Source organism: Ramlibacter sp. (assembly GCF_028291745.1).
Taxonomy (GTDB): domain Bacteria; phylum Pseudomonadota; class Gammaproteobacteria; order Burkholderiales; family Burkholderiaceae_C; genus Ramlibacter.
Window position 1 is genome coordinate 1 of the sequence record NZ_JAQGNQ010000025.1, and the last position, 24,517, is coordinate 24,517.

The window sequence follows — 24,517 nt, forward strand, 5'->3', positions numbered from 1 at the left end:
CCCAACTCCTGCGCTGTACCCGTGTAATCGAGCACGTCGTCGATCACCTGGAAGGCGGTGCCCAGCGCCTGGCCATACTCGGCGCAGGTCTGTTCCACTTGCGGCGAGGCACCCGCCAGCACCGCACCCAGTCGCGCGCTGGCCTCGAACAGCTTGGCGGTCTTGGAGCGGATCACCTGCAGGTACGCCGCTTCGTCGAGCGCGGGATCGTGCATGTTCATCAGCTGCAGGACCTCGCCCTCGGCGATCACGTTGGTGGCGTCGGCCAGGATTTCCATCACGCGCATGTCATGCGCGTCCAGCATCATCTGGAAGGCGCGCGAATAGAGGAAGTCGCCCACCAGCACGCTGGCCGGATTGCCGAAGCGCTCGTTGGCGGTGGCGCGGCCGCGGCGCAGGGTGGATTCATCCACCACGTCGTCGTGCAGCAGCGTGGCGGTATGGATGAACTCCACCACCGCGGCCAGGTTGAAGCGTTGCGGGCCCTGGTAGCCCAGGGCATTGCAGATCAGCAGGAGCAGGGCCGGCCGCAGGCGCTTGCCGCCCGAGGAGATGATGTAGCGCGCCACCTCGGCCACCAGCGGCACGCCCGAGGCGAGGCGCAGGGCGATCACGGCGTCGACCTCGCGCATGTCCTGAGCGATCGAGGAAAGGACGGAGGAGGCGCTGGGGGAGGAATCGGTCAAGACGGGATCCGCAAAGTTGGCGGATTATAGAAAGGCCCCAGCGCCACTGCGGCCAGCGACCGCGCGCAGCTTGTGAGCGACCACCAACCATGCTATAGTCTTGGGCTTTTCCGGAAATGGGTCCGGAGAAGAATCCTCAAGAGGTCAACCATGTACGCGGTCATAAAAACCGGAGGCAAGCAGTATCGTGTTGCTTCCGGCGATAAGATCAAAGTAGAACAGATTGCTGCGGACATCGGCCAGGAAATCACCATCGACCAGGTTCTCGCAGTCGGCAACGGCGGCGACCTGAAGATCGGAGTGCCCCTGGTATCCGGTGCCACGGTGAAAGCCACGATCGTGGCGCACGGCAAGCACGACAAGGTGCGCATCTTCAAGATGCGCCGCCGCAAGCACTACCAGAAGCACCAGGGCCACCGCCAGCAGTACACCGAACTGCAAATCGGTGACATCGCTGGCGCGTGAGCTAATGATTTTGGGGACAGACCTTTAGCTCTGTCCCCGACTGATTGGAAAGCAAATGGCACAGAAAAAAGGCGGCGGCTCTACGCGCAACGGGCGGGATTCCCAGCCCAAGATGCTCGGCGTGAAGGCATTCGGCGGTGAGCTGATCAGCGCCGGTTCCATCATCGTGCGCCAGCGCGGTACCAAGTTCCATCCCGGCACCAACGTCGGCCTGGGCAAGGACCACACGCTGTTCGCTCTGGTGGACGGCCACGTGAGCTTCAAGGTCAAGGGTTCGTTGAACAAGCACATGGTCAACGTGACCCCGGCGGCTTGAGTTAATCTCAGGTCCGCAAGTCCGCGAAGCCCCGACTTGTCGGGGCTTCGTTGTTTTGGAGAATGAAAGCATGAAGTTCGTCGACGAAGCCTTCATCGACATCGCTGCCGGCGATGGGGGGAACGGCTGCGTCTCGTTCCGCCACGAGAAGTACAAGGAATTCGGTGGTCCCAACGGCGGCGACGGCGGCCGCGGCGGCCACGTCTGGGCGGTGGCGGATCCCAACCTCAACACGCTGGTCGACTACCGCTACGCGCGCCGCCACGCGGCGGCCGGCGGCGAGCACGGCATGGGGTCCGACATGTTCGGCGCCATGGGCGGCGACATCACGCTGAAGATGCCCGTGGGCACGATCATCACCGACGCCGAGACCGGCGAGGTGCTGTACGAACTGCTGCAGCCCGGCGAGAAGATCATGATCGCCAAGGGCGGCGACGGCGGCTTCGGCAACATGCGCTTCAAGAGCTCGATCAACCGCGCGCCACGGCAGAAGACGCCCGGCTGGCCGGGCGAGAAGAAGAGCCTCAAGCTCGAACTGAAGGTGCTCGCCGACGTCGGTCTGCTGGGCATGCCGAACGCCGGCAAGTCCACGCTGATCTCCGCCGTGTCGAACGCCCGGCCGAAGATCGCGGACTATCCCTTCACCACCTTGCATCCCAACCTCGGCGTGGTGCGGGTCGGCCCGGAGCAGAGCTTCGTGATCGCCGACGTGCCGGGGCTGATCGAGGGCGCGGCCGAAGGCGCCGGCCTGGGCCACCAGTTCCTGCGTCACCTGCAGCGCACGCGCTTGCTGCTGCACGTGGTCGATATCGCGCCCTTCGACGAGGGCGTCGATCCCGTGGCGCAGGCCAAGGCGATCGTTGCCGAACTGAAGAAGTACGACGCTGCCCTCTACGACAAGCCGCGCTGGCTGGTGCTGAACAAGCTGGACATGGTCCCGACCGAGGAGCGCGCTGCGCGCGTGAAGGACTTCGTCAAGCGCTTCAAGTACAAGGGCCCGGTGTTCGAGATCAGCGCGCTCACCCGCGAAGGCTGCGAGCCGTTGATCCGCGCGGTCTACCAGCACATTCGCGCGCAGCAGATCGCCGAACAGCCGCCGGCGGAGATCGTCGACCCGCGCTTCGCGAGCAGCGACAATCCGTGACGTGAGGCCCCGCGGCTGGCCAGCCGCGGCGGGACGGACGACTGAGGGTTTCTGATGACGGAGAAGAACGGATCGGCGGTGCTGCGCGAGGCGCGGCGCATCGTGGTGAAGGTGGGCTCGAGCCTGGTCACCGACGAAGGCCGTGGCCTCGACGAGGGCGCGATCGGCGAATGGTGCCGGCAGCTCGCGGCACTCGCGGCGCAGGGACGCGAGGTGATCATGGTGTCCAGCGGCGCCATCGCCGAGGGCATGAAGCGCCTGGGCTGGAGCACGCGCCCGCATCAATTGCACGAACTGCAGGCCGCCGCCGCCGTGGGGCAGATGGGCCTGGCGCAGATGTACGAGACCAAGCTGCGCGAACACGGCATGGGCTCGGCGCAGGTGCTGCTGACGCATGCGGACCTGGCCGATCGCGAGCGTTATCTCAATGCCCGCTCCACGCTGCTCACCCTGCTTCAGTTGCGCGTGCTGCCGGTGATCAACGAGAACGACACGGTCGTCAACGACGAAATCAAGTTCGGCGACAACGACACGCTGGGTGCGCTCGTGGCCAACCTGGTGGAGGCCGACCTGCTGGTGATCCTCACCGACCAGAAGGGCCTGTACAGCGCCGACCCGCGCAAGGATCCGCAGGCGCGCTTCATCCACGAGGCGCGCGCGGGCGAGCCAGGCCTGGAGCAGATGGCAGGCGGCGCCGGCTCCAGCATCGGCAAGGGCGGGATGATCACCAAGGTGCTGGCGGCCAAGCGGGCCGCGGGCTCGGGGGCATCGACCGTGATTGCCTGGGGCCGCGAAACGGATTGCCTGCTGCGCCTGGCGCGCGGCGAGCTGATCGGCACACTGCTGGTCGCACCGACGCAGAAGTCGCAGGCCCGCAAGCGCTGGATGGCCGACCACCTGCAACTGCGCGGCGCGGTGACCGTCGACGAGGGCGCCGCGGGCAAGCTGCGCTCGGAAGGCAAGAGCCTGCTGACCATCGGCATGACCGGCGTCGAAGGCGACTTCTCGCGCGGCGAAGTGATCGCAGTCCGCGACCCCGCCGGCCAGGAGGTCGCACGCGGGCTGGCGAACTATGCGGCGGCGGAAGCGAGGCTGCTATGCCGCAAGCCCTCGAGCGAGATCGAAAAGCTGCTGGGGTACGTGGCGGAGCCGGAGATGATCCATCGGACCAACCTGGTGGTCACACGCTGAAGGGGAGGTCGGGGGGCCCGGATGTCATCGCGGGGCCCGGATGTCATCCCGCGCCCGGATGTCATCCCGGGCTTGACCCGGGATCCATGCGGCCGTGGTGCAAGCGCCGTCGTGGATTGCGGGTCAAGCCCGCAATGACATCCGCTCCCGCAATGACATCCGCTCCCGGAATCACATCCACTCAGCCTACCGGTTCGACCCACCCCGCTCGAACCGGCGATCCACCGGTGCCCGCAAATCCTGCAGGATCTGCACCGCGGAGCCGTTCGGGGCCTTGTCCATGCAGGCGCCGCTGCGGGCAATGGCCAGGCTGTGGCTGTTGTTGGGCGTCGTGAAGATGTTCTGCCACTCCGCATCGCGCGTGGGCACCCAGCCGCTGTCCGGGTTGTGGCGCGCGTACACCTTCACCTCGCCGGCGTCGCAGCGAATGCCTTCGTAGATGCCGTTGACGACGCCGGAACTGCTGGTCGCCACCACCACGTAGCGGACGACGCGGTCGGCGCCGACGGTGATCGAGGCCGGGTCGACGCCGAAGCGCAGGGCCCCTGTGCGCAGCACGTCGACGGGCACCAGGCCTTGCGTGTGCAAGGGCGGCGGCGGCGGTGCGTCGAGTTCCTTCCATTCGCTGGCAGGGTCGGGAATGGTCTGCGCCGAGGCCCAGGCCGCGACGCTGTACAAGGCCAGCGCCAGGAATCTACGTTGCATGCTTTCCCTTGGCAGGGCACGGGTGGGCCCGTCCCTGCGGATTCGGTTCGAAGGTGGCGCCGGGCGGCAGCTCCATGGGAGGGCCGGACAGGATGCTTCCGTTGGGCAGTTCATGCCCGGCGTGTTCGCCTTCGCGCGTACGCATCCCGCTGCGCAAGTAGCGATTGCGGTGGTCGAACCGCGGCAGGTAACGCGCCAGTTCGCGCAGCGCCATCTCGTAGACGCCGCGCTTGAATTCGACCACCACATCGAGCGGCACCCAGTACTCGTTCCAGCGCCAGGCGTCGAACTCGGGATGGTCGGTAGCACGCAGGTTCAGGTTCCAGTCCTGCCCGGTCAGTTGCAGCAGGAACCAGATCTGCTTCTGGCCTTTGTAATGTCCGCGCGCATCGCGGCGGATGTAGCGCTCGGGTACTTCATAGCGCAGCCAATCCCGCGTGCGCGCGACGATGCGCACGTGATCCGGCATCAACCCGATTTCCTCGTGCAGTTCCCGGAACATCGCCTGTTCGGGACTTTCGCCGCGATCGATGCCGCCCTGCGGAAACTGCCAGCTGTGTGTCCGGATGCGCTTGCCCCAGAACACCTGGTTTCTCTGGTTGAGCAGGATGATGCCGACGTTAGGCCTGAAGCCGTCCCGGTCAAGCATAATCACACCCCAAATCTTTGAACTGAGTTCATTATGCACGGCGCTCCTGCGCGCTGGAAGGGCTCAGCTACTCCCACCTTCTTGCCCGTCCGATGAGAGCCTCGCAGTTCCTGATTTCCACGCTGAAAGAAGCACCCGCCGACGCCGAAGTCGCCAGCCATCGCCTGATGATGCGCGCCGGCATGATCAAGAAACTCGGTGCCGGCATCTACACGTACATGCCCATGGGCGTGCGCGTGATCCGCAAGGTCGAAGCGATCGTGCGCGAGGAGATGAATCGCGCCGGCGCGGTCGAATGCTCCATGCCCATCGTGCAGCCGGCGGAGCTGTGGCAGGAGTCCGGCCGCTTCGAGAAGATGGGCCCCGAGCTGCTGCGCATCAAGGACCGCCACGACCGCGACTTCGTGATCCAGCCCACCAGCGAGGAAGTCGTCACCGACATCGCCCGCCAGGAGTTGCGCAGCTACAAGCAGCTGCCCAAGAACCTGTACCAGGTGCAGATCAAGTTCCGCGACGAGAGAAGGCCGCGCTTCGGCCTGATGCGCGGGCGCGAATTCATCATGAAGGATGCGTACAGCTTCGATCGCGACGCCGATAGCGCGAAGAAAAGCTACCAAGTGATGGCCGCCGCGTATCGCCGCATCTTCGATCGCTTCGGTCTGCGCTATCGCGCCGTGGCGGCGGACAGCGGCGCCATCGGCGGCGACCTCTCGGAAGAATTCCAGGTGATCGCCGCCACCGGCGAAGACGCCATCGTCTATTGCCCGGACAGCGATTACGCCGCGAACATGGAGAAGGCCGAGGCACTCGCTCCCGCCGGCCCGCGCGCGGCCGCGACGCAGCCGATGCACAAGGTGCCCACGCCCGGCAAGAGCACGTGCGAAGACGTCGCGCAGTTGCTGAACGTGCCGCTGAACACCACGGTGAAGTCGCTGGTGCTGGCGACCGACACGCTCGATGCGCAGGGCACGCCCGTGAAGTCGCAGGTGTGGCTGCTGCTGGTGCGCGGCGACCACGACATGAACGAGATCAAGGTCTCCAAGGTGCCGGGCCTGAACGAGGGCTTCCGCTTCGCCACCGTGCCCGAGATCGAGGCGCACTTCGGCACCAGGCCGGGCTATCTCGGCCCGATCGCGCTCAAGCAGCCGGTGAAGATCGTTGCCGACCGCGAGGTGGCGGCGCTGGCCGACTGGATCTGCGGCGCCAACGAGGAGGGTTATCACCTCACCGGCGTCAACTGGGGCCGCGACCTGCCCGAGCCCGATGCGGTGGCAGACCTGCGCAACGTGGTCGAGGGCGATCCTTCTCCGGATGGCAAGGGCAAGCTGGCGATCGAGCGCGGCATCGAGGTGGGCCACATCTTCTATCTCGGCACCAAGTACAGCAAGGCCATGGACGCGACCTTCCTCGACGAGGACGGCAAGCCCAAGCTGTTCGAGATGGGCTGCTACGGCATCGGCATCACGCGCCTGCCGGCCGCGGCGATCGAGCAGAACCACGACGACAAGGGCATCGTCTGGCCCGACGCGATCGCGCCCTTCACGGTGGTGATCTGCCCCATCGGCATGGACCGCAGCGCGGACGTGAAGACCGCCGCCGAAAAGCTGCATGACGAACTCGCGGCCGCCGGCGTCGACGTGCTGCTGGACGACCGCGGCGAACGTCCCGGCGCGATGTTCGCCGACTGGGAACTGATCGGCGTGCCGCATCGTGTGGTGATCTCTGATCGCGGCCTGAAGGAAGGCCAGCTGGAATACCAGCACCGCCGCGAGCCTGCTGCCAGCAAGGTCCCGGCCAGCGAGATCGCTGCCTTCCTGCGGGGAAGGCTGGCGGCGTGATCACCCGGCGCGCCTGCCTGCGGCCGCTGCTGGCCGGCACCGCCTGGTGCCTGGTGGGCAGCCCGGCGCGCGCGGGCGGGCAGCTGGAGGAACCACTGGCCGACTCCGTGCGGACAGCGCTCACGTCAGCGGTGGCGAACAGCGCCCCGCCGATTCCGCAGTTCGCCGATCCCGATGGGCACATCAAGTACCTGCGTTGGCTGGGGGCGATGAGCCATCGCCTGCGCGCGCGCAAGCCGGACACCAGCGAGCGCCGCGAATTCCTGCAGACGGCGTGGTACGAGAGCAAGCGCGCGGGGCTCGACCCGGGCCTGGTGCTGGGCCTGGTGCAGGTGGAGAGTGCGTTTCGCAAGTACGCGGTCAGTCCCGTGGGTGCGCGCGGCTACATGCAGGTCATGCCTTTCTGGAGCCGCCTGATCGGCGATGGCGATCCGTCTGCCTTGTTCCATATGCAGACCAACCTGCGTTTCGGCTGCGTGATCCTGCGGCACTATCTCGATCGCGAACGGGGCGACCTGTTCCTGGCGCTAGGCCGCTACAACGGCAGCCGCGGCCAGCCGCAGTACCCGGACGCAGTGTTCGCGGCGAGCAAGGCGTGGGAATGGAAAGAAGAGGGGCCACCGCCGGCCTCGCCGCTGCCGGGCGTGCCACCGGAGAAGGTTCAGGGCGGGGCTTAGGGGGGCGCTGAATGCGGCCATCCGGACGCAGAAGACGCGGAAGTTACGCAGAAGACGCGGAAGGACATCCAATTTCTGAATGTTTTTTTTGCGCCTTCTGCGAAACTTCTGCGCGGCGGATTCAACCGGTCATCGCAACACGATCGCAACGTGTTGTAGAAGGACCGCCATGAAGACGCGCAGATATCGATTCTCCCCGCAGGAAAGCCGGGAGCTTTGGGCCAGATGGAAGCAGGGGCAGACGCTGATGGAGATCAGTGCCGCCCTTGGGCGCGTGAACAGGACCACTGTTTACGGGGTCCTGCAGCGCTCTGGTGGCGTGGCGCCTAGGGAGCGCAACCGTGCGGGCCATCATCTGAGCGCCACCGAGCGCGAGGAAATCTCCCGTGGTTTGGTGGTCGGGCAATCCGTGCGGGCGTTATCCCGGCTGCTGGGGCGCAGCCCTTCGACAATCAGTCGCGAAATCCAGCGTAACGGCGGGCGCGACGCTTACCGGGCGCAGGCGGCTGAGCACCGGGCCTGGTCGTCCGCAGAACGGCCTAAATCCTGTGCACTGGCCGACAACGAGCCACTCAAGAGGATCGTGGCCGAAAGGCTGCAGCAGGACTGGTCCCCGCAGCAGATCGCCGGCTGGCTCAAAGAGACTCATCACAATGAGCCGGCGATGCAAATCTCACACGAGACGATTTACCGCAGCCTGTTCATCCAAGCCCGCGGGCTCCTGAAGAAGGAGCTGGTCGGCCACTTGCGCAGCGGCCGGGCGATACGACGGGGCAAGACGGCAACTCTCAAGGGGCATCCGAGAGGGATTGTGGATGCGGTCTCGATTCGCGAGCGACCGGCCGAAGCTGAAGATCGAGCGGTGCCTGGCCACTGGGAAGGCGATCTCATCGCGGGATCTCACAACACCAACATTGCCACTTTGGTGGAGCGCCACTCACGCTACGTCAGCTTGGTTCGCGTGGAAAACAGGGAGACCGCGACGGTGGTCAGCGCGCTGGCCGAGCACGTGCTGCAGCTGCCCGCCGGATTGATGAGAACGTTGACTTGGGATCAAGGCAAGGAGATGGCCGCCCACAAGCGCTTTACCGTAGCCACCGACGTGAAGGTCTATTTCTGCGACCCGCGCAGCCCGTGGCAGCGTGGATCCAACGAAAACACCAACGGCCTGCTGCGTCAGTATTTCCCCAAAGGCACGGACCTATCGGTATTCAGCCAGGAGCAGCTCGATGCTGTGGCCGACCGGCTCAATACCCGTCCGCGCAAAACCCTCGGCTACAAAACGCCTGCAGATAGACTCGCAGCGTCACTGTTGCAGTGACCGGTTGAATCCGCCGCCTTCTGCGTCCGGTTGCTGGATGTGGATGTCTTTACTGCACAAACCCCATCCGCGTCTTCTGCCCGCTGCACTTCGGCAAGTCGTCGGTGTGCACGGATTCCCGGTGGGCCAAGCGCGCATTGCCGAAGCCGGTCATGAGCGCGCGGCGCATTTCGCGCGGGGCCAGGTCGGCCAGGCAGTCGAGCACGTCATCGGCCGGTTCCTCGTCGAAGTTGCGGCCCCAGCCGTGTTCGCCCCGGATCGCGCAATACAGGTTGCGGGCGATCGTGCGGGCCTGGTCGTGCGTGGGCGCCTCGATCTCAAAGACGTTCATCCGGTTCAGGATCGGCTCGGGAATGCAGCGGTCATCGTTGGCCGTCATGATCCAGATCACCTGGCTCGCATCGATCGCGACCTCGGCGAATTCGTCCATGAAGGAGGTCGCCGTGTCATGTTCCAGCAGGCTGTACAGCGAGCCCAGCGGGTCGTACTGCGCATCGGCACTTGCCTTGTCGATCTCGTCGACCACCAGCACCGGGTTGGCGTACTGGCCGTCGACCAGCGCCTCGAACACCTTGCCGGGCTTGGCGCCCTTCCACTGCGACGAGGCACCCGAGAGCAGCCAGCCGGCCGTCATCGAGCTCATGGGAACCAGGCTCATGCCGGTGCCCAGCAGTTCGGCGAGCTGGCGCGCGAAGTGGGTCTTGCCGATACCGGGCGGCCCGAGCAGCAGCATGGGCGTGATCTCGATGCCGTCGCCGCAATCCTGCGCCAGGGCGACGTGGCGCTTCAGGTCGTCCAGCGCGTCGGCGAAATTGGGTAGTTGTTCGTACAACGATGCCATCTCCGGCACGCCGCTCGGCTTGACCTGGAAGCGCTCGGGGCCGCGTTCCAGCATGCGTTCGTAGGTGGCGCGCAGGTTTTCGTGGTCGCGGGCCGCCAGCTTGGCGAGCTTGCGCTCGACGTCATGCGGGCGAAAGACACTGCGCAGATTGGCAATGGGCAGCTTCAGGCCCTGGGTCTGCGGAACGAGGCTTCTGGATTGCATCGACCACTCCTTGACGACTGTACGTTGAGGACAGCATAGGCCGTGCCAGGCTGTGATCAATGGTCGGGCTTTCGCACGACGGTGTCAGAGGGAGTCGATTGCGAACGAGGGAGGCAGGGCAGTGGCAGTCGCGCGGGTCGAGTGCTGCCGACGCGCGCAGCGCGCCGCCAAGGTACGAGCCGCCATCAGGCGGCTCGTTTTGTCCAATTTACGCCTGCGCCGGGGCCCCCAGCACCTGCTGCAATTCCCCGCTCTGGTACATCTCCATCATGATGTCCGAGCCGCCGATGAATTCGCCGCGCACATAGAGCTGCGGGATGGTGGGCCAGTTGCTGAATTCCTTGATGCCCTGGCGGATCTCGTCGTCCTCCAGCACGTTCACCGTCTTCAGCTGCTGCGGGCTGACGCCGCAGGCCTTGAGGATCTGGATCGCGCGGCCCGAGAAGCCGCACATCGGGAAAGAGGCGTTGCCCTTCATGAACAGCAGCACGTCGCTGCTCTTGACGAGGTCGGTCAGGCGTTGTTGCACGTCGCTCATGGAAAGATTCTCCTGGCAGGAACTGCCGTTTAGCTTGCGGCGGATTATCCCAGTTCAAGAAGGCGGCCGCCGGAGCAGCGGGCAATGCCGGCCAAGTCGGCCCGGCTGATCGTGTCGCGGAAGCCGGCGGCGCCCAGCAGCGCCCGCACCGCGTCCGCCTGATCCCACCCGTGTTCGAGCAGCAGCCAGCCGCCCGGCTCGAGGTGGGCGGGCGCTGCGGCGACGATGGCGCGCAGGTCGTCCAGGCCGTCAGCCCCGGCCACCAGCGCCTGGCTCGGCTCGTGGCGCAGCGCGGGCAGGTGGGGATCGGCGGCCGCGATATAGGGCGGGTTGCTCACGATCAGGTGGTAGCGCCCGGCCCCCTGCAGCCAATCGGCCTGGCGGAACTGCACGGGCAGGCCCAGGCGCTGCGCGTTGCCAGCGGCGACGGCCAGCGCCTGCGCGCTGCGATCCACCGCCTCGACCTGCGCATCGGGCCGCGCCGACTGGATCGCCAGCGCGATCGCCCCGCTGCCGGTGCCCAGGTCGATCACCCGGGGTTGGGGAATCCTCCCCAACCGTTCCAGGGCCCATTCCACCAATGTCTCGGTGTCGGGGCGTGGCACGAGCACGCGCGCATCCACCTGCAAGGGCAGGCCGAAGAATTCCTTGGACCCAACCAGATAGGCGAGGGGCTCGCCCTCGGCGCGGCGCAGGCACAACGCCAGAAACGACGCCTCGTGATCGGGCGCGAGCGCCTCTTCGTCGTGCGCGATCAGCCAGGCGCGCTCCGCAGCGGTGCGGCCGAGCACGTGCAGCAGCAGCAAAGCCGCATCGATGCGCGCCAGCCCCGCTCGCGCGGCGTGGGCGAGCGCCTCCTTCAGCGTCACGTGCGCACGCCGCCCATGCCGACTTCCAGCTCCTCGAGTTGCTCCGCGCGCCGCGCCAGCAGCAGGGCGGCGATCACTTCGTCGAGGTCGCCTTCCAGGATCGCGGCCAGCTTGTACAGCGTGAGGTTGATCCGGTGGTCGGTCATCCGCCCCTGCGGGAAGTTGTAGGTGCGGATGCGGTCCGAACGGTCGCCGCTGCCGATCAGGCCCTTGCGGGTGGCGGCCTCCTTGGCGGCGCGCTCGGAGCGGTCCTTCTCCTGGATGCGGGCGACCAGCACCTGCATGGCCTTGGCCTTGTTGCGGTGCTGCGAGCGGTCGTCCTGGCATTCGGCAACGATGCCGGTCGGGATGTGCGTGATGCGCACCGCGGAGTCGGTCTTGTTCACGTGCTGGCCGCCCGCGCCCGAGGCGCGGTAGGTGTCGATGCGCAGGTCCGCCGGATTGATCTGCACCGCGGCCGCTTCATCGGGTTCCGCCAGGGCGGCCACCGTGCAGGCGCTGGTGTGGATGCGCCCCTGGCTCTCGGTGGTGGGCACGCGCTGCACGCGGTGGCCGCCGGACTCGAACTTCAGCTTGCCGTAGGCGCCTTCGCCCGCCATGCGCACCACCACTTCCTTGTAGCCGCCGACGTCGCCCTCGCTCTCGCTGACGATCTCGGTGCGCCAGCCCTGGCGCTCGGCGTAGCGGGTGTACATGCGCAGCAGGTCGCCGGCGAACAGGGCCGATTCGTCGCCGCCGGTGCCGGCGCGGATTTCCAGGAAGATGTTGCGCACGTCGTCGGGGTCGCGCGGCAGCAGCAGGGCCTGCAGGTCGGCTTCCAGTTGCGGCAGCTCGGTGTCGAGCCCGGCGATCTCCTCGCGCGCCATCTCCGCCAGGTCGGCGTCTTCCAGCATCTCGCGCGCCTGTGCCAGGTCGCGCTCGCGCTGCAGGAAGCGCTGGTAGACGCCGTTGATCTCGGTGACCTCGGCGTGCTCGCGCGTGATTTCGCGATAACGCTCCATGTCGTTCACCACGTCCGGCTGCGAGAGAAAGAAATCCAGCTCCTGCAGGCGGACCGGGAAGCGTTCGAGTTGTTGGCGGAGGAAGGGTTTCACGAAAGCGGGAGAGAGGATGTCATTGCGGGCTTGACCCGCCATCCACGACGGCGGGTCGACTTCAGCCGCATGGATGCCGGGTCAGGCCCGGCATGACATGGGCAGGGCGTCCAGGCCCGCTAACGCTCCTTGCGCAGGAAGAAGTGTTCGACCGCCGCGCTCGCCCGCTGGCGCGACTCGGCGTCGCCCGCGCGCAGTTCGGCCATCGCGCCATGCAGCATCTTCTGGGTGAGGCCGCGCGACAGGGCCTCGAGCACGGTGTCGATGTCCTCGCCCTTGGCCAGCAGCTTGCGCGCGCGCGCCAGTTCGGCGGCGCGCCATTCGTCCGTCTGCTGATTGAGCTGCTGGATCAGGGGCACGCTGTGGCGCTGGTCGAGCCAGTGCACGAAGCTTTGCACGCCGGCATCGATGATGGCCTCCGCCTGGGCCACCGCGGCCTGGCGACTGGCATGGCCGGTCTGCACCACGTGGGCGAGGTCGTCCACGGTATAGAGGTACACGTCCTCCAGCGCCTTGACCTCGGGCTCGATGTCGCGCGGCACTGCGAGGTCGACCATGAACATCGGCCGGTGCTTGCGGGCCTTGAGCGCCCGCTCCACGGCGCCGAGGCCGATGATGGGCAGCTGGCTGGCGGTGGAGCTCACCACCACGTCGAATTCGTGCAGCCGCGTGGGCAGGTCGGCCAGGCGCATCACTTCGCCGCCGAAGCGGCTGGCCAGCTTCTCGCCGCGCTCCAGCGTGCGGTTGGCGACGACGATGCCGCGGGGGCTGCGCGCCGCGAAGTGCGTGGCGGCCAGCTCGATCATCTCGCCGGCGCCGACGAACAGTACCTTGACCTTGCCGAGATCCTCGAACAGCTGGCCGGCCAGGCGCACCGCGGCGGCCGACATGCTGATGGAATGGGCGCCGATCTCGGTGGACGTGCGCACCTCCTTGGCCACCGCGAAGGAGCGCTGGAACAGCTGGTTCAGCGTGGTACCCAGCGCGCCGGCCTGGTTGGCCACGCGCACGGCGTCTTTCAGCTGGCCGAGGATCTGCGCCTCGCCCAGCACCATGGAATCGAGCCCGCTGGCGACGCGAAAGGCATGGCGCGCCACGCCAGCGTCCTGCAGCAGATACGAGTGACTGCGCAGCAGGTCGGCAGGCACCCCACCGGAATGCGCCAGCCATTCGATCGTGGTGTCGATCTCGTGCTGGCGGCCGGCGCAGTAGATCTCGGTGCGGTTGCAGGTGGAGAGGATGGCGGCCTCGGGCCGGCCCCCCAGCCGCAGGCCGAAGCTGTCACGCAGCTGGTGCAAGGTGGGCGCGATCTGGTCGAGGGCAAACGCGAACCGGCCCCGCAGATCCAGCGGTGCCGTGTTGTGATTGATCCCCAGTGCCCAGACAGCCATGGCGCGAATTATAAAATTCGATCCGGATCGAGCACCTGGTGCCCGATCAATCCCACTTGCTTGAGATCAACCGCCCTCATCTTGAACCCCCTTGAACTGGCCCGGCACCTGCTGGGCTTTATAGCACCCGCCCTTGCCGTGGCCATGGTGGTATCCCTCGCGGCACGGCTGGTGTTGCCGCGCGGCGGAGCGCCGCGCCGCTGGGGGCTCTCCTTCGCCATCGACTTCGCTGCGGGCGTGGCGGTGCTCGTCGCGGGCCTGCGCTTCTTCGGCCACGACGGCAAGATGGCCACCTATGTCGCCCTGGTGGCCGTGGTGGCCACCTGCGAGTGGCTCATCGGCAAAGCCTGGCGCCCCTAGAATCGGCTGGCCCATGCTGTTCCTGCTCTCCCCGGCCAAGACCCTCGATTACCAGACGCCGCTCCCGGAGCTGCCGCACACGCTGCCGGCGTTCGCGGACGATTCGGCGCGGCTGATCGAGGTGCTGCGCCGCAGGTCGCCACAGCAGCTGGCCACGCTGATGGACATCAGCGACCCGCTGGCCACCCTCAATGCGGCGCGCTACCAGGCGTGGTCGCGCAAGTTCACCGGGCGCAACGCGCGGCAGGCGGTGCTGGCCTTCGACGGCGACGTCTATGACGGCCTGCAGGCCCGCCAGCTCAAGCCGGCCGACCTGGACTGGGCGCAACAGCACCTGCGGATCCTGAGCGGCCTTTACGGCGTGCTGCGGCCGATGGACTGGATGCAGCCCTATCGCCTGGAGATGGGCACGCAACTGGAGGTGGGCGAGGCGCCCAACCTGTACCGCTACTGGGGCAGCCGCATTGCCGAAAGCCTGAACGCCACGGTGGCCGCGGACAAGACGCCGGTGGTGGTCAACCTCGCTTCGCAGGAATATTTCAAGGCGGTCGATCGCAAGGCGCTCAGGGCGCGGGTGATCGACTGCGTGTTCGAGGAGTGGCGGCCGGGCGGCTGGAAGATCATCAGCTTTTCGGCCAAGAAGGCGCGCGGCCTGATGGCCCGTTATGCAATCACCAGGCGGGTGGAAACCCCGCGCAAACTGGAACAGTTCAACCTCGACGGCTATGCCTTCGATGCCGCCGCCTCGCAAGCCGAGCGGCTGGTCTTCAGGCGCAGGACGCAAACATGACCACGACCGGCACCCAGCAGCAGGTGAGCCCCGAGCTGCGCAAATGGATCGTCGAACAGGCGCAGGCGGGCCACCCCGCCGAGTCCGTGCTGAAGGCGATGCTTGCCTCCGGCTGGACCGAAGACGTCGCCATCGAGGCGATGGAGTCCACCCTGCGCGGCCACCTGGAGGAACAGGCGCAGGTCCAGGGCCTGCCGCCCGCCGTGCCGGTGCCCGATGCCGCACTCGACGAATCGCCGCTGTATATCGATGCGGGCGACCGCCGGGTGGCCGTGCTGCAGGCCATGTACAGCCCGCGCGTGGTGGTGTTCGGCGGCCTGCTCTCCGACGAGGAATGCGAGCAGTTGATCGCGCTGGCCAAGCCGCGCCTGGCGCGTTCGCTGACGGTGGCCACCAAGACGGGCGGCGAGGAGGTCAATGCCGACCGCACCAGCAACGGCATGTTCTTCCAGCGTGGCGAGAGCGAGCTGCTGCGCCGCATCGAACAGCGCATCGCCAGGCTGGTGAACTGGCCCGAGGAAAACGGCGAGGGCCTGCAGATCCTGCAGTACGGCCCGGGCGCCGAATACAAGCCGCACTACGACTATTTCGACCCGGCCGAACCGGGCACGCCGACCATCCTGCGTCGCGGCGGCCAGCGCGTTGGCACCATCCTGATCTACCTGGCCGAGCCGGAAAAGGGCGGCGGCACGGTCTTCCCCGATGTCCACCTGGAGGTCGGGCCCAAGCGCGGCAACGCGGTCTTCTTCAGCTACGACCGGGCGCATCCCTCCACCCGCACCTTGCACGGCGGCGCGCCGGTGCTGGCCGGCGAGAAGTGGATCGCCACCAAGTGGCTGCGCGAGCGGCGTTTCGAGTAGCGATGGGCCATGACCTTCCGCCAGCCGTGGTCGAGCGCATCCTGGAGCCCCTGGTGCCGCATCTGCGGCTAGTCTGCGAGACATGAATTCCCCCGAACAGTCCAAGCTGGGCCAGCCGGTCGACTATCCCGACCGCTACGACGCGAGCCTGCTGTATCCGATCGAACGGGCGCCCAAGCGCGAAGAGCTCGGCATTGCCAGCGCGCCGCCCTTCTTCGGTGCCGACCTGTGGACCGCCTTCGAACTGAGCTGGCTCACGCCGCGCGGCAAGCCGCAGGTGGCGATCGCCCACTTCACGATTCCCTGCGAGACGCCCAACATCATCGAGAGCAAGTCGCTCAAGCTGTACCTGGGCAGCTTCAACGGCACCCCGTTTGCCTCGGCCGACGAGGTGCGCGATCGCCTGCGGGCCGACCTGAGCGAGGCGGTGTGGCGCGGCGCGCCGGCGCAGTCCTCGGTGGGCGTGCGCATCCTGCTGCCGGACGCCTTCGACCGCGAGCCGGTGCACGAACTCGATGGCCTCAGCCTCGACCGGCTCGACATCGAGTGCACGCAATACACGCCGGCGCCCGAGCTGCTGACCGCCGCTTTCGGCGAGCAGCCGGTTCAGGAAGTTCTGACCAGCAACCTGCTCAAGAGCAACTGCCTCGTGACGGGGCAGCCGGACTGGGGCAGCGTGCAGATCCGCTATGCCGGGCCGCAGATCGACCAGGGCGCTTTGCTGCGCTACCTGGTGAGTTTTCGCAATCACGACGAATTCCACGAGCAGTGCGTCGAGCGCATCTTCATGGACCTGTGGCGGCGCTGCAAACCCCTGAAGCTCTCGGTGTACGCGCGCTACACGCGCCGTGGCGGTCTCGATATCAACCCTTTGCGCACCAGCCATCCGATGCCGCTGCCGGCCAACGTGCGCACCGCGCGGCAGTAGCTCAGGGGGGTTCGCTGGCGGCCGGCTGCAGGTCCTGGAACAGGTCGGGCGTGTGCTCGGAGGCCAGGGGCGCAGCCGCTGCCTGCGCAGGCGCTTCGGCCGCCACCGCATCGGCGCGCGCCAATTTGCCCACGCGCACACCCAGCAGGCGCAGCTTGCGTGACAGGTCGACCCGCTTCAGGCACTGCCCTGCAGCCTTGCGGATCGTCGCGCCATCCGCTGTGTAGTCGTCCAGCGTGAGGTCGCGCGTGGCGGTGCGAAAGTCGTCGTAGCGCAGCTTGATGCCGATGGTGCGGCCCACGTAGCCCTTGCGCTGCAGGTCGTCGGCCACGCGCGTGCACAGGTCGGTGAAGATCGCGCCCAGTTCCGCGCGATCGCGCACCGCATGCAGGTCACGCTCGAAGGTGGTCTCGCGGCTCATGGAGACGGGCTCGCTTTCGGTCACCACCGGGCGGTCGTCGCGGCCCCAGGCCGCATCGTGCATCCAGTGGCCGTAGGCCTGGCCGAAGTTGTCGACCAGCCATTCGCGCGACTGCGCCGCGAGGTCGCCGATGGTGTGCAGGTGCAGGCGGTGCAGCTTGGCCTCCGACTTGGGGCCGATGCCGTTGATCTTGCGGACGGCCAGCGGCCAGATCTTGCTCTGCACGTCCTCTTCGAAGAGGATCGAGATGCCATTGGGCTTGTTGAACTCGCTGGCCATCTTGGCAATGAGCTTGTTGGGCGCCACGCCGATGGAGCAGGTGAGGCCGAGCGCCTCGAAGATGGATTTCTGGATCAGGCGCGCCAGCACGCGGCCGCCTTCGCGCTGGCCGCCGGGCACCTCGGTGAAGTCGATGTAGACCTCGTCGATGCCGCGGTCCTCCATCACGGGGGCGATTTCCGCGATCACGGACTTGAAGGTGCGCGAACAGCGGCGCACCTCGTCGAAATCCACCGGCAGCACGATCGCCTGCGGGCACAGCTTCGCCGCCTTCATCATGCCCATGGCCGAACCGACGCCGAACTGGCGTGCCGGATAAGTCGCCGTGGTGATGACCCCGCGGCCGACGTAGTCCTTCAGCAGCGGAAAGGCCTCGACCGGGATCCGCGACAGCGGCCGGTCGGCAAAGCGCACCAGCAATTCGTCATCCGCCCGCCGGCGACCGCCGCCGATCACCACGGGCAGGCCCTTCAACTGCGGATAGCGCAGCAACTCCACGGACGCGAAGAAGGCGTCCATGTCGAGGTGGGCGATGCGGCGGATCGGGGGGCTCATTTTGCGTCGAGGCGCGAATGAGAAATTTGAACGCAGAAGACGCAGAAGTGACGCAGAACACGCAGAAAAAACCATTCGAGGATGGATGTCCTTCTGCGTCTTCTGCGTAACTTCTGCGATTTCTGCGTTCCAACTGCCTGTTCTGGCGCGATGCCCGTTAGCGCACCGAAGCAGCCTCAGTAAGTCCCCGGCAGCAGGATGCTCTTGTCGACGTCGCGGATGTTGGTGCGGCCGCAGAAGGCCATCGACAGATCCAGCTCGTTGCGGATGATCTCCAGGGCGCGCTCCACGCCCTCCTGGCCCATCGCGCCCAGGCCGTACAGCATCGCGCGGCCGATGTAGGTGCCCTTGGCGCCCAGGGCGATCGCCTTGAGCACGTGCTGGCCCGAGCGGATGCCGCCGTCCATGTGCACCTCGATGCGGTCGCCCACCGCCTCGACAATGTGCGGCAGCGCGGAGATCGAGGAAGGCGCGCCATCGAGCTGGCGGCCGCCGTGGTTCGAGACGATCACCGCGTCGGCGCCCGAGGCGGCGGCGAGCTTCGCGTCCTCGACGTCCTGCACGCCCTTGAGGATCAGCTTGCCGCCCCAGCGGCTCTTGATCCACTCCACGTCGTTCCACGACAGCCGCGGGTCGAACTGCTTGGCCGTCCACTCGGACAGCGATCCCATGTTCTCCACGCCCTTGACGTGGCCCACGATGTTGCCGAAGCCCCGCCGCCTGGTGCCCAGCATGCCCATGCACCAGCGCGGCTTGGTCGCCATGTTCAGGATGTTGCCGGGGGTCAGCCTGGGCGGCGCCGTCAGGCCGTTCTTCAGGTCCTTGTGGCGCTGGCCGAGGATCTGCAGGTCCAGCGTCAGCACCAGCGCGGAGCAGCCGGCGGCCTTGGCGCGGTCGATCAGGCTTTCGATGAAGCCGCGGTCGCGCATCACGTACAGCTGGAACCAGAAGGGATGGCGGCCGGTGCCCTCGGCCACGTCCTCGATCGAGCAGATGCTCATGGTCGACAGGGTGAAGGGGATGCCCATCTTCTTGGCGGCGCGCGCGGCCAGGATCTCGCCGTCCGCGTGCTGCATGCCGGTGAGGCCGGTCGGGGCGATCGCCACCGGCATCGCAACCTCCTGGCCCACCATGGTGCTGCGGGTGCTGCGGTCTTCCATGTTCACCGCCACCCGCTGGCGCAGCAGGATGCGCTCGAAGTCCGCCTCGTTGGCCTTGTAGGTGCTCTCGGTCCACGAGCCGGAGTCGGCATAGTCGTAGAACATGCGCGGCACGCGCCGCTTGGCGAGCACGCGCAGGTCTTCGATGTTGGTGATGACAGGCATCGGGTCTCCTCGTTTGCGGGGAATCGTAACCGAGGCTCGGTGCATGTCATCCCGGGCCGAAGGATGTCATCCCGGGCTTGACCCGGGATCCATGCGGCTCTTCATCCACCGCCGCATGGATTGCGGGTCGAGCCCGCAATGACATCGGGACTACGCCAGACGGACCCGATGCCGCTCGATCTGCACCCGCACCTGCGCCGGCGCCGTGCCGCCCAGCGTATTGCGGGCATTCAAGGACCCGCGCAGCGAGAGCGCGTCGTACACGTCCTTGCCGATCTGCGGGTTGAACTGCTGCAGCACCGCCAGCGGCAGCTCGGACAAATCGCAGTTGTGCGACACCGCCGCCTTCACCGCATGCGCCACCGTCTCGTGCGCATCGCGGAAAGGCAGGCCCTTCTTCACCAGGTAGTCCGCCAGGTCGGTCGCCGTGGCATAGCCCTTGAGCGCCGCCTGCTCCATCGCCTGCGGCTGCACCGTGATGCCGCCCGCCATCTCCGCGAAGATGCGCAGCGTGTCCTTGAGCGTGTCGACCGTGTCGAACAGGGGCTCCTTGTCTTCCTGGTTGTCCTTGTTGTAGGCCAGGGGCTGGCCCTTCATCAGCGTGATCAGGCCCATGAGGTGGCCGACCACGCGCCCGGTCTTGCCGCGCGCGAGCTCGGGCACGTCGGGGTTCTTCTTCTGCGGCATGATCGACGAGCCGGTGGTGAAGCGGTCGGCAATGCGGATGAAGCTGAAGTTCTGCGACATCCACAGGATCAGTTCTTCCGAGAAGCGGCTCACGTGCACCATCACGAGCGAGGCCGCGGCCGCGAACTCGATGGCGAAGTCGCGGTCGCTCACCGCGTCCAGCGAGTTCTGGCACACGCCTTCCATGCCCAGTTGCTGCGCGACGTATTCGCGATCGAGCGGATAGGTGGTGCCGGCGAGGGCGGCCGCACCGAGCGGCAGGCGGTTCACGCGCTTGCGCACGTCGAGCATGCGCTCGTGATCGCGCGCGAACATCTCCACGTAGGCCAGCATGTGGTGGCCGAAGCTCACGGGCTGCGCCACCTGCAGGTGCGTGAACCCGGGCATCACCACTTCGACGTTGGCCTCGGCCAGCGCCAGCAGCGCCTGCTGCAGGCCCACGAGCAGCTCGGCGATCAGGTCGATCTCGCCGCGCAGCCACAGGCGCACGTCGGTGGCCACCTGGTCGTTGCGGCTGCGGCCGGTGTGCAGGCGCTTGCCCGCGTCACCCACCAATTGCGTGAGGCGCGCCTCGATATTGAGGTGGACGTCCTCCAGATCGAGCTTCCATTCGAAGCCGCCGGCCTCGATCTCCTGCCGGATCTGCTCCATGCCGCGGCGGATGTCGGCCAGATCCGTTGCGGAAATGACACCCTGCTTCGCCAGCATCGCCGCGTGCGCCAGCGAGCCGGCAATGTCCGCCTGCCACAACCTCTTGTCGAAGAACACACTGGCGGTGTAGCGTTTGACGAGGTCGCTCATGGGTTCGCTGAACAGGGCGGACCACGCCGCGGACTTGTGATCGAGTTGGCTCATAGGGGTGCACTGGATGCGCTGGCAAATGGACAGGGGCGCTGCTTCACCAATAATCGGGGCCTAAGGAGGCACCGGTGATGGCGCGCGGGCGCGCCCGGAAGTCTGATGGACGACTCGCAACTATTATCCGCGTTCCAGGAACTGCAACGTGAACCCATGGCGGCGGCCAAGCAGGGTCCGCCGCTGCTGTTCGATGCCTGCCAGATCGGTGTCGTGCTGCGCGCGGTGCTGTTCGTGGAAGCCGTGGCCGCCGTGGGCGCCATGTTCCCCAGCGGCGAGTTCATCGCCTGGGTGCAGAACTTCGCCATCTTCAGTGGCGCGGCCCTGCCCGCCACGCTGGGATGGCTGGTGCTCACCTGCAGCTGCAAGAACCTGATAGCGCGCCTGCGGCCCGTGTTGCAGCAGGCCACCGGCGTGCTGGCCGGCGCCATCTCGGGCCTCTATGGCTGCGGCGTGCTGGCCCTGGTCGGCGCGCCCGCGCGCGTGCCCTGGCTCGCATCCGCTTGCGCCGGCGCGCTGCTCTCCTCGGTGATCGTCTTCGTGCTGGTGCTGCGGGCCAAGGGCCGCATGCCGGCGGAAACCACCGCGCGCCTGGCGGAACTGCAGGCGCGCATCCGGCCGCATTTCCTGTTCAACAGCCTCAATAGCGCGATCGCGCTGGTGCGCGAGAACCCGCGCAAGGCGGAGACCCTGCTGGAAGACCTCAGCGAGCTGTTTCGCCATGCCCTGGTCAGCAAGGGCGAGTCGGCCACCCTCTCCGAGGAGGTGCAGCTGGCGCGCCACTACCTGGACATCGAGCAGATCCGCTTCGGCGAGCGGCTGCGCGTGGAGTGGTCCATCGACCCGGCGGCGGGCAGCGCGCGCGTGCCTGCATTGTTTTTGCAGCCGTTGGTGGAGAATGCGGTCAAGCACGGAGTCGAGCCGAGCCCCTCGGGCGCGGACGTCAAGGTGTCCACGCAAAAGCGAGGGGGCGTGGTGGTGATCAAGGTAACCAACACGGTACCGGCCGGACAGGGCAGGCCGGGACACGGCGTGGCGCAGGACAACGTGCGCGATCGCCTGCGGCTGCTGCACGACGTGCAGGCGCAGTTCCAGACGGCGCTGATGGATGGGCTGTACCAGGTGCGCATGGAGGTTCCCGCGTGAGAGCGCGGGCCCACGCCAGGGGTCACGAGGCGCGTGCGCGGCACGCCGCCGGTGCGGCCCGCAATGACGGAGGACAACAATGGGCCTGAAGATGCTCCTGGTCGATGACGAGCCGCTCGCGCGCTCGCGCTTGCGCACGCTGCTGGCGGACTGCAAGTCGCCGCTGGCCGAAGTGGCTGCCGAGGCGGCCAACGCCGCCCAGGCCATGGAGCATCTGCGACGACAGAGCTTCGACGCCGTGCTGCTCGATATCCACATGCCCGGCGCCGATGGCCTGGCCCTGGCGCAGGTGCTGCGCACGCTCCCCGAGGCGCCCTCCGTGGTCTTCGTCACGGCCTATGCGGAGCACGCGGTCAGCGCTTTCGAGCTGGAAGCGGTCGACTACCTGACCAAGCCGGTGCGGCTCGAGCGTCTGCAGGCGGCGCTCTCGCGGGTCGACAAGGTCCGCCAGGGGCGCGCCGGCGGCGCGGAGCCCGAGCAGGAAGTGCTGGTGATCCAGGACCGCGGCCGCACCGAGCGGGTGCCGGTCACGGAGGTGCTGTATTTCAAGGCCGAACTGAAATACATCACGGTCCGCACGGCCTCGAGAAGCTATATTCTGGACGGCTCGCTGAGCGAGCTCGAGGACAAGCACGGTGCGCAGTTCCTGCGGGTTCATCGCAACGCGCTGGTCTCGCGGCGCGCCGTGCGGGCGCTCGAAAAGCACTTCGACGCCGAGGAGGGCGAGGGCTGGGCGGTGCGGCTGAACGGCATCGACGAATCGCTGTCGGTCTCGCGCCGGCAGCTGAGCGCAGTGCGGGAGGCACTGGCGAGTTGAATCGAATCCCGAGGCATTGGGTACTCCCAGGAATGCAGAAAGAACCGTGAGTCCCGATCCTTCCGACAGCGACGATCTCCCCCGCACCCCGGTCGACCCGGGCGCCTCCCCCAAGGTGCTCCTGCACATGCCGGTGGACGTGCGCAACATCGCGCTGGGCGTGCTGATGGTGCTGGCCATCCTGGCCGTGCTGCGCTGGGCGAGCGCCTTCTTCATCCCGCTGATGCTGGGGCTGGTCTTCAGCTATGCACTGTCGCCGCTGGTCGACTGGCTGCAGCGGCGCGCGCACGTCCCGCGCTCGGTCAGCGCCGCCGTCCTGATCCTCGCGATCCTGGGAGGCGCCGGTGCGGCCGCCTACTCCCTCGCCGACGACGCCAACGAGCTGATCTCCTCGCTGCCCGATGCGGCGCGCAAGGTGCGTGACTCGGTGCGGCGCGACCCGAAGGCGGCCGACTCCACGCTCGAGTCCGTGCAGAAGGCGGCCGCCGAACTCCAGCGCGCCGCCGACGAGGCGGGCAGCAACACGTCGGGCCCGACCCCGCGGGGCGCCGTGGCCCACGTGATCGTCGACAAGCCGCGCTTCGACCTGCGCGACCACCTCTGGACCGGCGGCGTCGGCCTGGCCACGGTGATCGGGCAGACGGTGATCGTCACCTGCCTGACCTTCTTCATGCTGGCCGCGGGGGACACCTACCGGCGCAAGCTGGTGAAGATCACCGGCCCGGGGCTGACCGAAAAGAAATTGACCGTGCAGGCGCTCGACGAGATCAACGCGCAGATGCAGCGCTACCTGCTGGTGCAACTGCTCGCCAGCGTGGGCACGGGCGTGCTGACCGGCCTGGTTTTCGCGGTCCTGGGCGTGAACCACGCGGCGGTGTGGGGCGTGGCCGCGGGCGTGCTGAACCTGGTGCCCTACGTCGGGCCCATCGCGATCACCGTCGGCTCGGCGCTGGTCGCCTTCCTGCAGTTCGGGGGCGAGGCCAACATGGCGCTGCTGGTGGGCGGCAGCTCGCTGGTGATCGACACGCTCAAGGGCTACGTGCTGGTGCCCTGGGCCACCAGCAAGGCCACGCGCATGAACGCCGTCGCCGTCTTCGTGGGCGTGCTGGCCTGGGGCTGGCTGTGGGGCGTGTGGGGCCTGCTGCTCGGCATGCCGATCCTGATGGCGGTCAAGGCGGTGTGCGACCGCGTCGATCATCTGAAGCCGGTCGGGGAATTGCTGGGGACCTGAAGCGACAATGGCGCCATGAACGAAGCCGCCGAACGTCCGCCCCTGCCGGACCACCTCTCCGCCGACCCGCGCAGCCCGCATCACGTGAAGGAGGTGTTCACGCACGACGTGGGCATCCGCTTCAACGGGACCGAGCGCCACGACGTCGAGGAGTACTGCATCAGCGAAGGCTGGGTGAAGGTCCCGGCCGGCAAGACCGTGGATCGCAAGGGGCAGCCGCTGATGCTCAAGCTCAAGGGCAAGGTCGAGGCGTTCTACCGGGACCCGCCTGCCGCATGAAAAAGCGCATGTCATTGCGGGCTTGACCCGCAATCCACGCGGGAGCGCCCCCACC

General features: G+C 67.2%; 26 protein-coding genes. 15 read left to right on the forward strand and 11 right to left on the reverse strand.

Features of this window, described 5'->3' with window-relative positions:
• On the reverse strand, window positions 1-632 hold a 632-nt coding region (locus JWP60_RS03940; protein WP_299786647.1), incomplete at its 3' end, for a polyprenyl synthetase family protein.
• A gap of 204 nt (window positions 633-836) precedes the next feature.
• Between JWP60_RS03940 and rplU the strand changes: the two genes are divergently transcribed.
• From rplU to proB, 4 genes are all read left to right on the forward strand, one after another.
• On the forward strand, window positions 837-1,151 hold the full coding sequence (gene rplU, locus JWP60_RS03945; protein ID WP_299786592.1) for a 50S ribosomal protein L21: 315 nt from the start codon (window positions 837-839) through the stop codon (window positions 1,149-1,151).
• 55 nt (window positions 1,152-1,206) lie between these two features.
• The gene (gene rpmA, locus JWP60_RS03950) at window positions 1,207-1,467 is read left to right on the forward strand and encodes a 50S ribosomal protein L27 (RefSeq protein WP_299786594.1); all 261 of its coding nucleotides are present in this window, start codon (window positions 1,207-1,209) and stop codon (window positions 1,465-1,467) included.
• Window positions 1,468-1,537: 70 nt separating this feature from the next.
• On the forward strand, window positions 1,538-2,611 hold the full coding sequence (gene cgtA, locus JWP60_RS03955; protein WP_299786596.1) for an Obg family GTPase CgtA: 1,074 nt from the start codon (window positions 1,538-1,540) through the stop codon (window positions 2,609-2,611).
• Window positions 2,612-2,665: 54 nt separating this feature from the next.
• Complete coding sequence (proB, locus tag JWP60_RS03960; protein ID WP_299786598.1) at window positions 2,666-3,802, forward strand: glutamate 5-kinase; 1,137 nt, start codon at window positions 2,666-2,668, stop codon at window positions 3,800-3,802.
• Between the two features lie 186 nt (window positions 3,803-3,988).
• Here the strand turns inward: proB and JWP60_RS03965 are convergent, their stop codons facing one another.
• The gene (locus JWP60_RS03965) at window positions 3,989-4,507 is read right to left on the reverse strand and encodes a CNP1-like family protein (protein ID WP_299786600.1); all 519 of its coding nucleotides are present in this window, start codon (window positions 4,505-4,507) and stop codon (window positions 3,989-3,991) included.
• The gene (locus JWP60_RS03970) at window positions 4,497-5,156 is read right to left on the reverse strand and encodes an RNA pyrophosphohydrolase (protein WP_299786649.1); all 660 of its coding nucleotides are present in this window, start codon (window positions 5,154-5,156) and stop codon (window positions 4,497-4,499) included. Before JWP60_RS03970 ends, JWP60_RS03965 begins: the two co-directional genes overlap by 11 nt.
• A gap of 92 nt (window positions 5,157-5,248) precedes the next feature.
• Here JWP60_RS03970 and JWP60_RS03975 point away from each other — a divergent pair, with 92 nt between their 5' ends.
• From JWP60_RS03975 to JWP60_RS03985, 3 genes are all read left to right on the forward strand, one after another.
• On the forward strand, window positions 5,249-6,994 hold the full coding sequence (locus JWP60_RS03975) for a proline--tRNA ligase (RefSeq protein WP_299786602.1): 1,746 nt from the start codon (window positions 5,249-5,251) through the stop codon (window positions 6,992-6,994).
• A gap of 17 nt (window positions 6,995-7,011) precedes the next feature.
• On the forward strand, window positions 7,012-7,671 hold the full coding sequence (locus tag JWP60_RS03980; protein ID WP_299786650.1) for a lytic transglycosylase domain-containing protein: 660 nt from the start codon (window positions 7,012-7,014) through the stop codon (window positions 7,669-7,671).
• A 169-nt stretch (window positions 7,672-7,840) separates the two neighbouring features.
• On the forward strand, window positions 7,841-8,992 hold the full coding sequence (locus JWP60_RS03985; RefSeq protein ID WP_299786604.1) for an IS30 family transposase: 1,152 nt from the start codon (window positions 7,841-7,843) through the stop codon (window positions 8,990-8,992).
• Window positions 8,993-9,041: 49 nt separating this feature from the next.
• Here the strand turns inward: JWP60_RS03985 and JWP60_RS03990 are convergent, their stop codons facing one another.
• The 5 genes from JWP60_RS03990 to hemA all read right to left on the reverse strand — a co-directional run bounded on the left by JWP60_RS03990 (window position 9,042) and on the right by hemA (window position 13,929).
• Window positions 9,042-10,037 carry an AAA family ATPase gene (locus tag JWP60_RS03990; protein WP_299786606.1) on the reverse strand — a complete coding sequence of 332 codons (996 nt, stop codon included), beginning with the start codon at window positions 10,035-10,037 and terminating at the stop codon, window positions 9,042-9,044.
• 208 nt (window positions 10,038-10,245) lie between these two features.
• Window positions 10,246-10,575, reverse strand: a complete 330-nt coding sequence (gene grxD, locus JWP60_RS03995; RefSeq protein ID WP_299786608.1) for a Grx4 family monothiol glutaredoxin — start codon at window positions 10,573-10,575, stop codon at window positions 10,246-10,248.
• Window positions 10,576-10,619: 44 nt separating this feature from the next.
• A complete protein-coding gene (gene prmC / locus JWP60_RS04000) occupies window positions 10,620-11,444 on the reverse strand; it encodes a peptide chain release factor N(5)-glutamine methyltransferase (RefSeq protein ID WP_299786610.1) in 825 nt (274 codons plus the stop codon).
• Complete coding sequence (gene prfA, locus JWP60_RS04005; protein ID WP_299786612.1) at window positions 11,441-12,538, reverse strand: peptide chain release factor 1; 1,098 nt, start codon at window positions 12,536-12,538, stop codon at window positions 11,441-11,443. Before prfA ends, prmC begins: the two co-directional genes overlap by 4 nt.
• A gap of 119 nt (window positions 12,539-12,657) precedes the next feature.
• Complete coding sequence (gene hemA, locus JWP60_RS04010) at window positions 12,658-13,929, reverse strand: glutamyl-tRNA reductase (protein ID WP_299786614.1); 1,272 nt, start codon at window positions 13,927-13,929, stop codon at window positions 12,658-12,660.
• 81 nt (window positions 13,930-14,010) lie between these two features.
• On the opposite strand from hemA, the gene JWP60_RS04015 reads away from it, so the two are divergent.
• The 4 genes from JWP60_RS04015 to queF all read left to right on the forward strand — a co-directional run bounded on the left by JWP60_RS04015 (window position 14,011) and on the right by queF (window position 16,867).
• Window positions 14,011-14,289 (forward strand): hypothetical protein, encoded by a 279-nt coding sequence (locus JWP60_RS04015; RefSeq protein ID WP_299786616.1) that lies wholly within the window; start codon window positions 14,011-14,013, stop codon window positions 14,287-14,289.
• Window positions 14,290-14,302: 13 nt separating this feature from the next.
• A complete protein-coding gene (yaaA, locus tag JWP60_RS04020; RefSeq protein ID WP_299786618.1) occupies window positions 14,303-15,079 on the forward strand; it encodes a peroxide stress protein YaaA in 777 nt (258 codons plus the stop codon).
• Window positions 15,076-15,939 carry a 2OG-Fe(II) oxygenase gene (locus JWP60_RS04025; protein ID WP_299786621.1) on the forward strand — a complete coding sequence of 288 codons (864 nt, stop codon included), beginning with the start codon at window positions 15,076-15,078 and terminating at the stop codon, window positions 15,937-15,939. The genes yaaA and JWP60_RS04025 overlap by 4 nt, the downstream gene beginning before the upstream one ends.
• 82 nt (window positions 15,940-16,021) lie before the next feature.
• Window positions 16,022-16,867, forward strand: coding sequence for an NADPH-dependent 7-cyano-7-deazaguanine reductase QueF (queF, locus tag JWP60_RS04030; RefSeq protein ID WP_299786623.1), 846 nt, complete (start codon window positions 16,022-16,024; stop codon window positions 16,865-16,867).
• A gap of 1 nt (window position 16,868) precedes the next feature.
• On the opposite strand, the gene JWP60_RS04035 is transcribed toward queF, so the two are convergent.
• From JWP60_RS04035 to argH, 3 genes are all read right to left on the reverse strand, one after another.
• Complete coding sequence (locus JWP60_RS04035) at window positions 16,869-18,122, reverse strand: DNA polymerase IV (RefSeq protein WP_299786625.1); 1,254 nt, start codon at window positions 18,120-18,122, stop codon at window positions 16,869-16,871.
• Window positions 18,123-18,298: 176 nt separating this feature from the next.
• A complete protein-coding gene (locus tag JWP60_RS04040; protein WP_299786627.1) occupies window positions 18,299-19,447 on the reverse strand; it encodes an alpha-hydroxy acid oxidase in 1,149 nt (382 codons plus the stop codon).
• A gap of 150 nt (window positions 19,448-19,597) precedes the next feature.
• Window positions 19,598-20,989: an argininosuccinate lyase gene (gene argH / locus JWP60_RS04045; RefSeq protein ID WP_299786629.1), complete on the reverse strand. Its 1,392-nt coding sequence runs from the start codon at window positions 20,987-20,989 to the stop codon at window positions 19,598-19,600.
• A gap of 105 nt (window positions 20,990-21,094) precedes the next feature.
• On the opposite strand from argH, the gene JWP60_RS04050 reads away from it, so the two are divergent.
• The 4 genes from JWP60_RS04050 to JWP60_RS04065 all read left to right on the forward strand — a co-directional run bounded on the left by JWP60_RS04050 (window position 21,095) and on the right by JWP60_RS04065 (window position 24,462).
• Window positions 21,095-22,135: a histidine kinase gene (locus JWP60_RS04050; RefSeq protein WP_299786631.1), complete on the forward strand. Its 1,041-nt coding sequence runs from the start codon at window positions 21,095-21,097 to the stop codon at window positions 22,133-22,135.
• Between the two features lie 79 nt (window positions 22,136-22,214).
• Window positions 22,215-22,952 carry a LytTR family DNA-binding domain-containing protein gene (locus tag JWP60_RS04055; RefSeq protein ID WP_299786632.1) on the forward strand — a complete coding sequence of 246 codons (738 nt, stop codon included), beginning with the start codon at window positions 22,215-22,217 and terminating at the stop codon, window positions 22,950-22,952.
• 46 nt (window positions 22,953-22,998) lie between these two features.
• A complete protein-coding gene (locus JWP60_RS04060) occupies window positions 22,999-24,183 on the forward strand; it encodes an AI-2E family transporter (protein WP_299786634.1) in 1,185 nt (394 codons plus the stop codon).
• 15 nt (window positions 24,184-24,198) lie between these two features.
• Entirely contained in the window at window positions 24,199-24,462 is a 264-nt protein-coding gene (locus tag JWP60_RS04065; RefSeq protein WP_299786636.1) for a DUF3297 family protein, read from the forward strand.
• The last annotated feature ends 55 nt before the right edge of the window (window positions 24,463-24,517 follow it).

Bases quoted from the DNA above. Each gene is read 5' to 3' on its own strand.
- rplU (WP_299786592.1), top strand. From the start codon at position 837: ATGTACGCGGTCATAAAAACCGGAGGCAAGCAGTATCGTGTTGCTTCC.
- rpmA (WP_299786594.1), top strand. From the start codon at position 1,207: ATGGCACAGAAAAAAGGCGGCGGCTCTACGCGCAACGGGCGGGATTCC.
- cgtA (WP_299786596.1), top strand. From the start codon at position 1,538: ATGAAGTTCGTCGACGAAGCCTTCATCGACATCGCTGCCGGCGATGGG.
- proB (WP_299786598.1), top strand. From the start codon at position 2,666: ATGACGGAGAAGAACGGATCGGCGGTGCTGCGCGAGGCGCGGCGCATC.
- JWP60_RS03965 (WP_299786600.1), bottom strand. From the start codon at position 4,507: ATGCAACGTAGATTCCTGGCGCTGGCCTTGTACAGCGTCGCGGCCTGG.
- JWP60_RS03970 (WP_299786649.1), bottom strand. From the start codon at position 5,156: ATGCTTGACCGGGACGGCTTCAGGCCTAACGTCGGCATCATCCTGCTC.
- JWP60_RS03975 (WP_299786602.1), top strand. From the start codon at position 5,249: ATGAGAGCCTCGCAGTTCCTGATTTCCACGCTGAAAGAAGCACCCGCC.
- JWP60_RS03985 (WP_299786604.1), top strand. From the start codon at position 7,841: ATGAAGACGCGCAGATATCGATTCTCCCCGCAGGAAAGCCGGGAGCTT.
- JWP60_RS03990 (WP_299786606.1), bottom strand. From the start codon at position 10,037: ATGCAATCCAGAAGCCTCGTTCCGCAGACCCAGGGCCTGAAGCTGCCC.
- grxD (WP_299786608.1), bottom strand. From the start codon at position 10,575: ATGAGCGACGTGCAACAACGCCTGACCGACCTCGTCAAGAGCAGCGAC.
- hemA (WP_299786614.1), bottom strand. From the start codon at position 13,929: ATGGCTGTCTGGGCACTGGGGATCAATCACAACACGGCACCGCTGGAT.
- yaaA (WP_299786618.1), top strand. From the start codon at position 14,303: ATGCTGTTCCTGCTCTCCCCGGCCAAGACCCTCGATTACCAGACGCCG.
- JWP60_RS04025 (WP_299786621.1), top strand. From the start codon at position 15,076: ATGACCACGACCGGCACCCAGCAGCAGGTGAGCCCCGAGCTGCGCAAA.
- queF (WP_299786623.1), top strand. From the start codon at position 16,022: ATGAATTCCCCCGAACAGTCCAAGCTGGGCCAGCCGGTCGACTATCCC.
- JWP60_RS04035 (WP_299786625.1), bottom strand. From the start codon at position 18,122: ATGAGCCCCCCGATCCGCCGCATCGCCCACCTCGACATGGACGCCTTC.
- JWP60_RS04040 (WP_299786627.1), bottom strand. From the start codon at position 19,447: ATGCCTGTCATCACCAACATCGAAGACCTGCGCGTGCTCGCCAAGCGG.
- argH (WP_299786629.1), bottom strand. From the start codon at position 20,989: ATGAGCCAACTCGATCACAAGTCCGCGGCGTGGTCCGCCCTGTTCAGC.
- JWP60_RS04050 (WP_299786631.1), top strand. From the start codon at position 21,095: ATGGACGACTCGCAACTATTATCCGCGTTCCAGGAACTGCAACGTGAA.
- JWP60_RS04055 (WP_299786632.1), top strand. From the start codon at position 22,215: ATGGGCCTGAAGATGCTCCTGGTCGATGACGAGCCGCTCGCGCGCTCG.
- JWP60_RS04065 (WP_299786636.1), top strand. From the start codon at position 24,199: ATGAACGAAGCCGCCGAACGTCCGCCCCTGCCGGACCACCTCTCCGCC.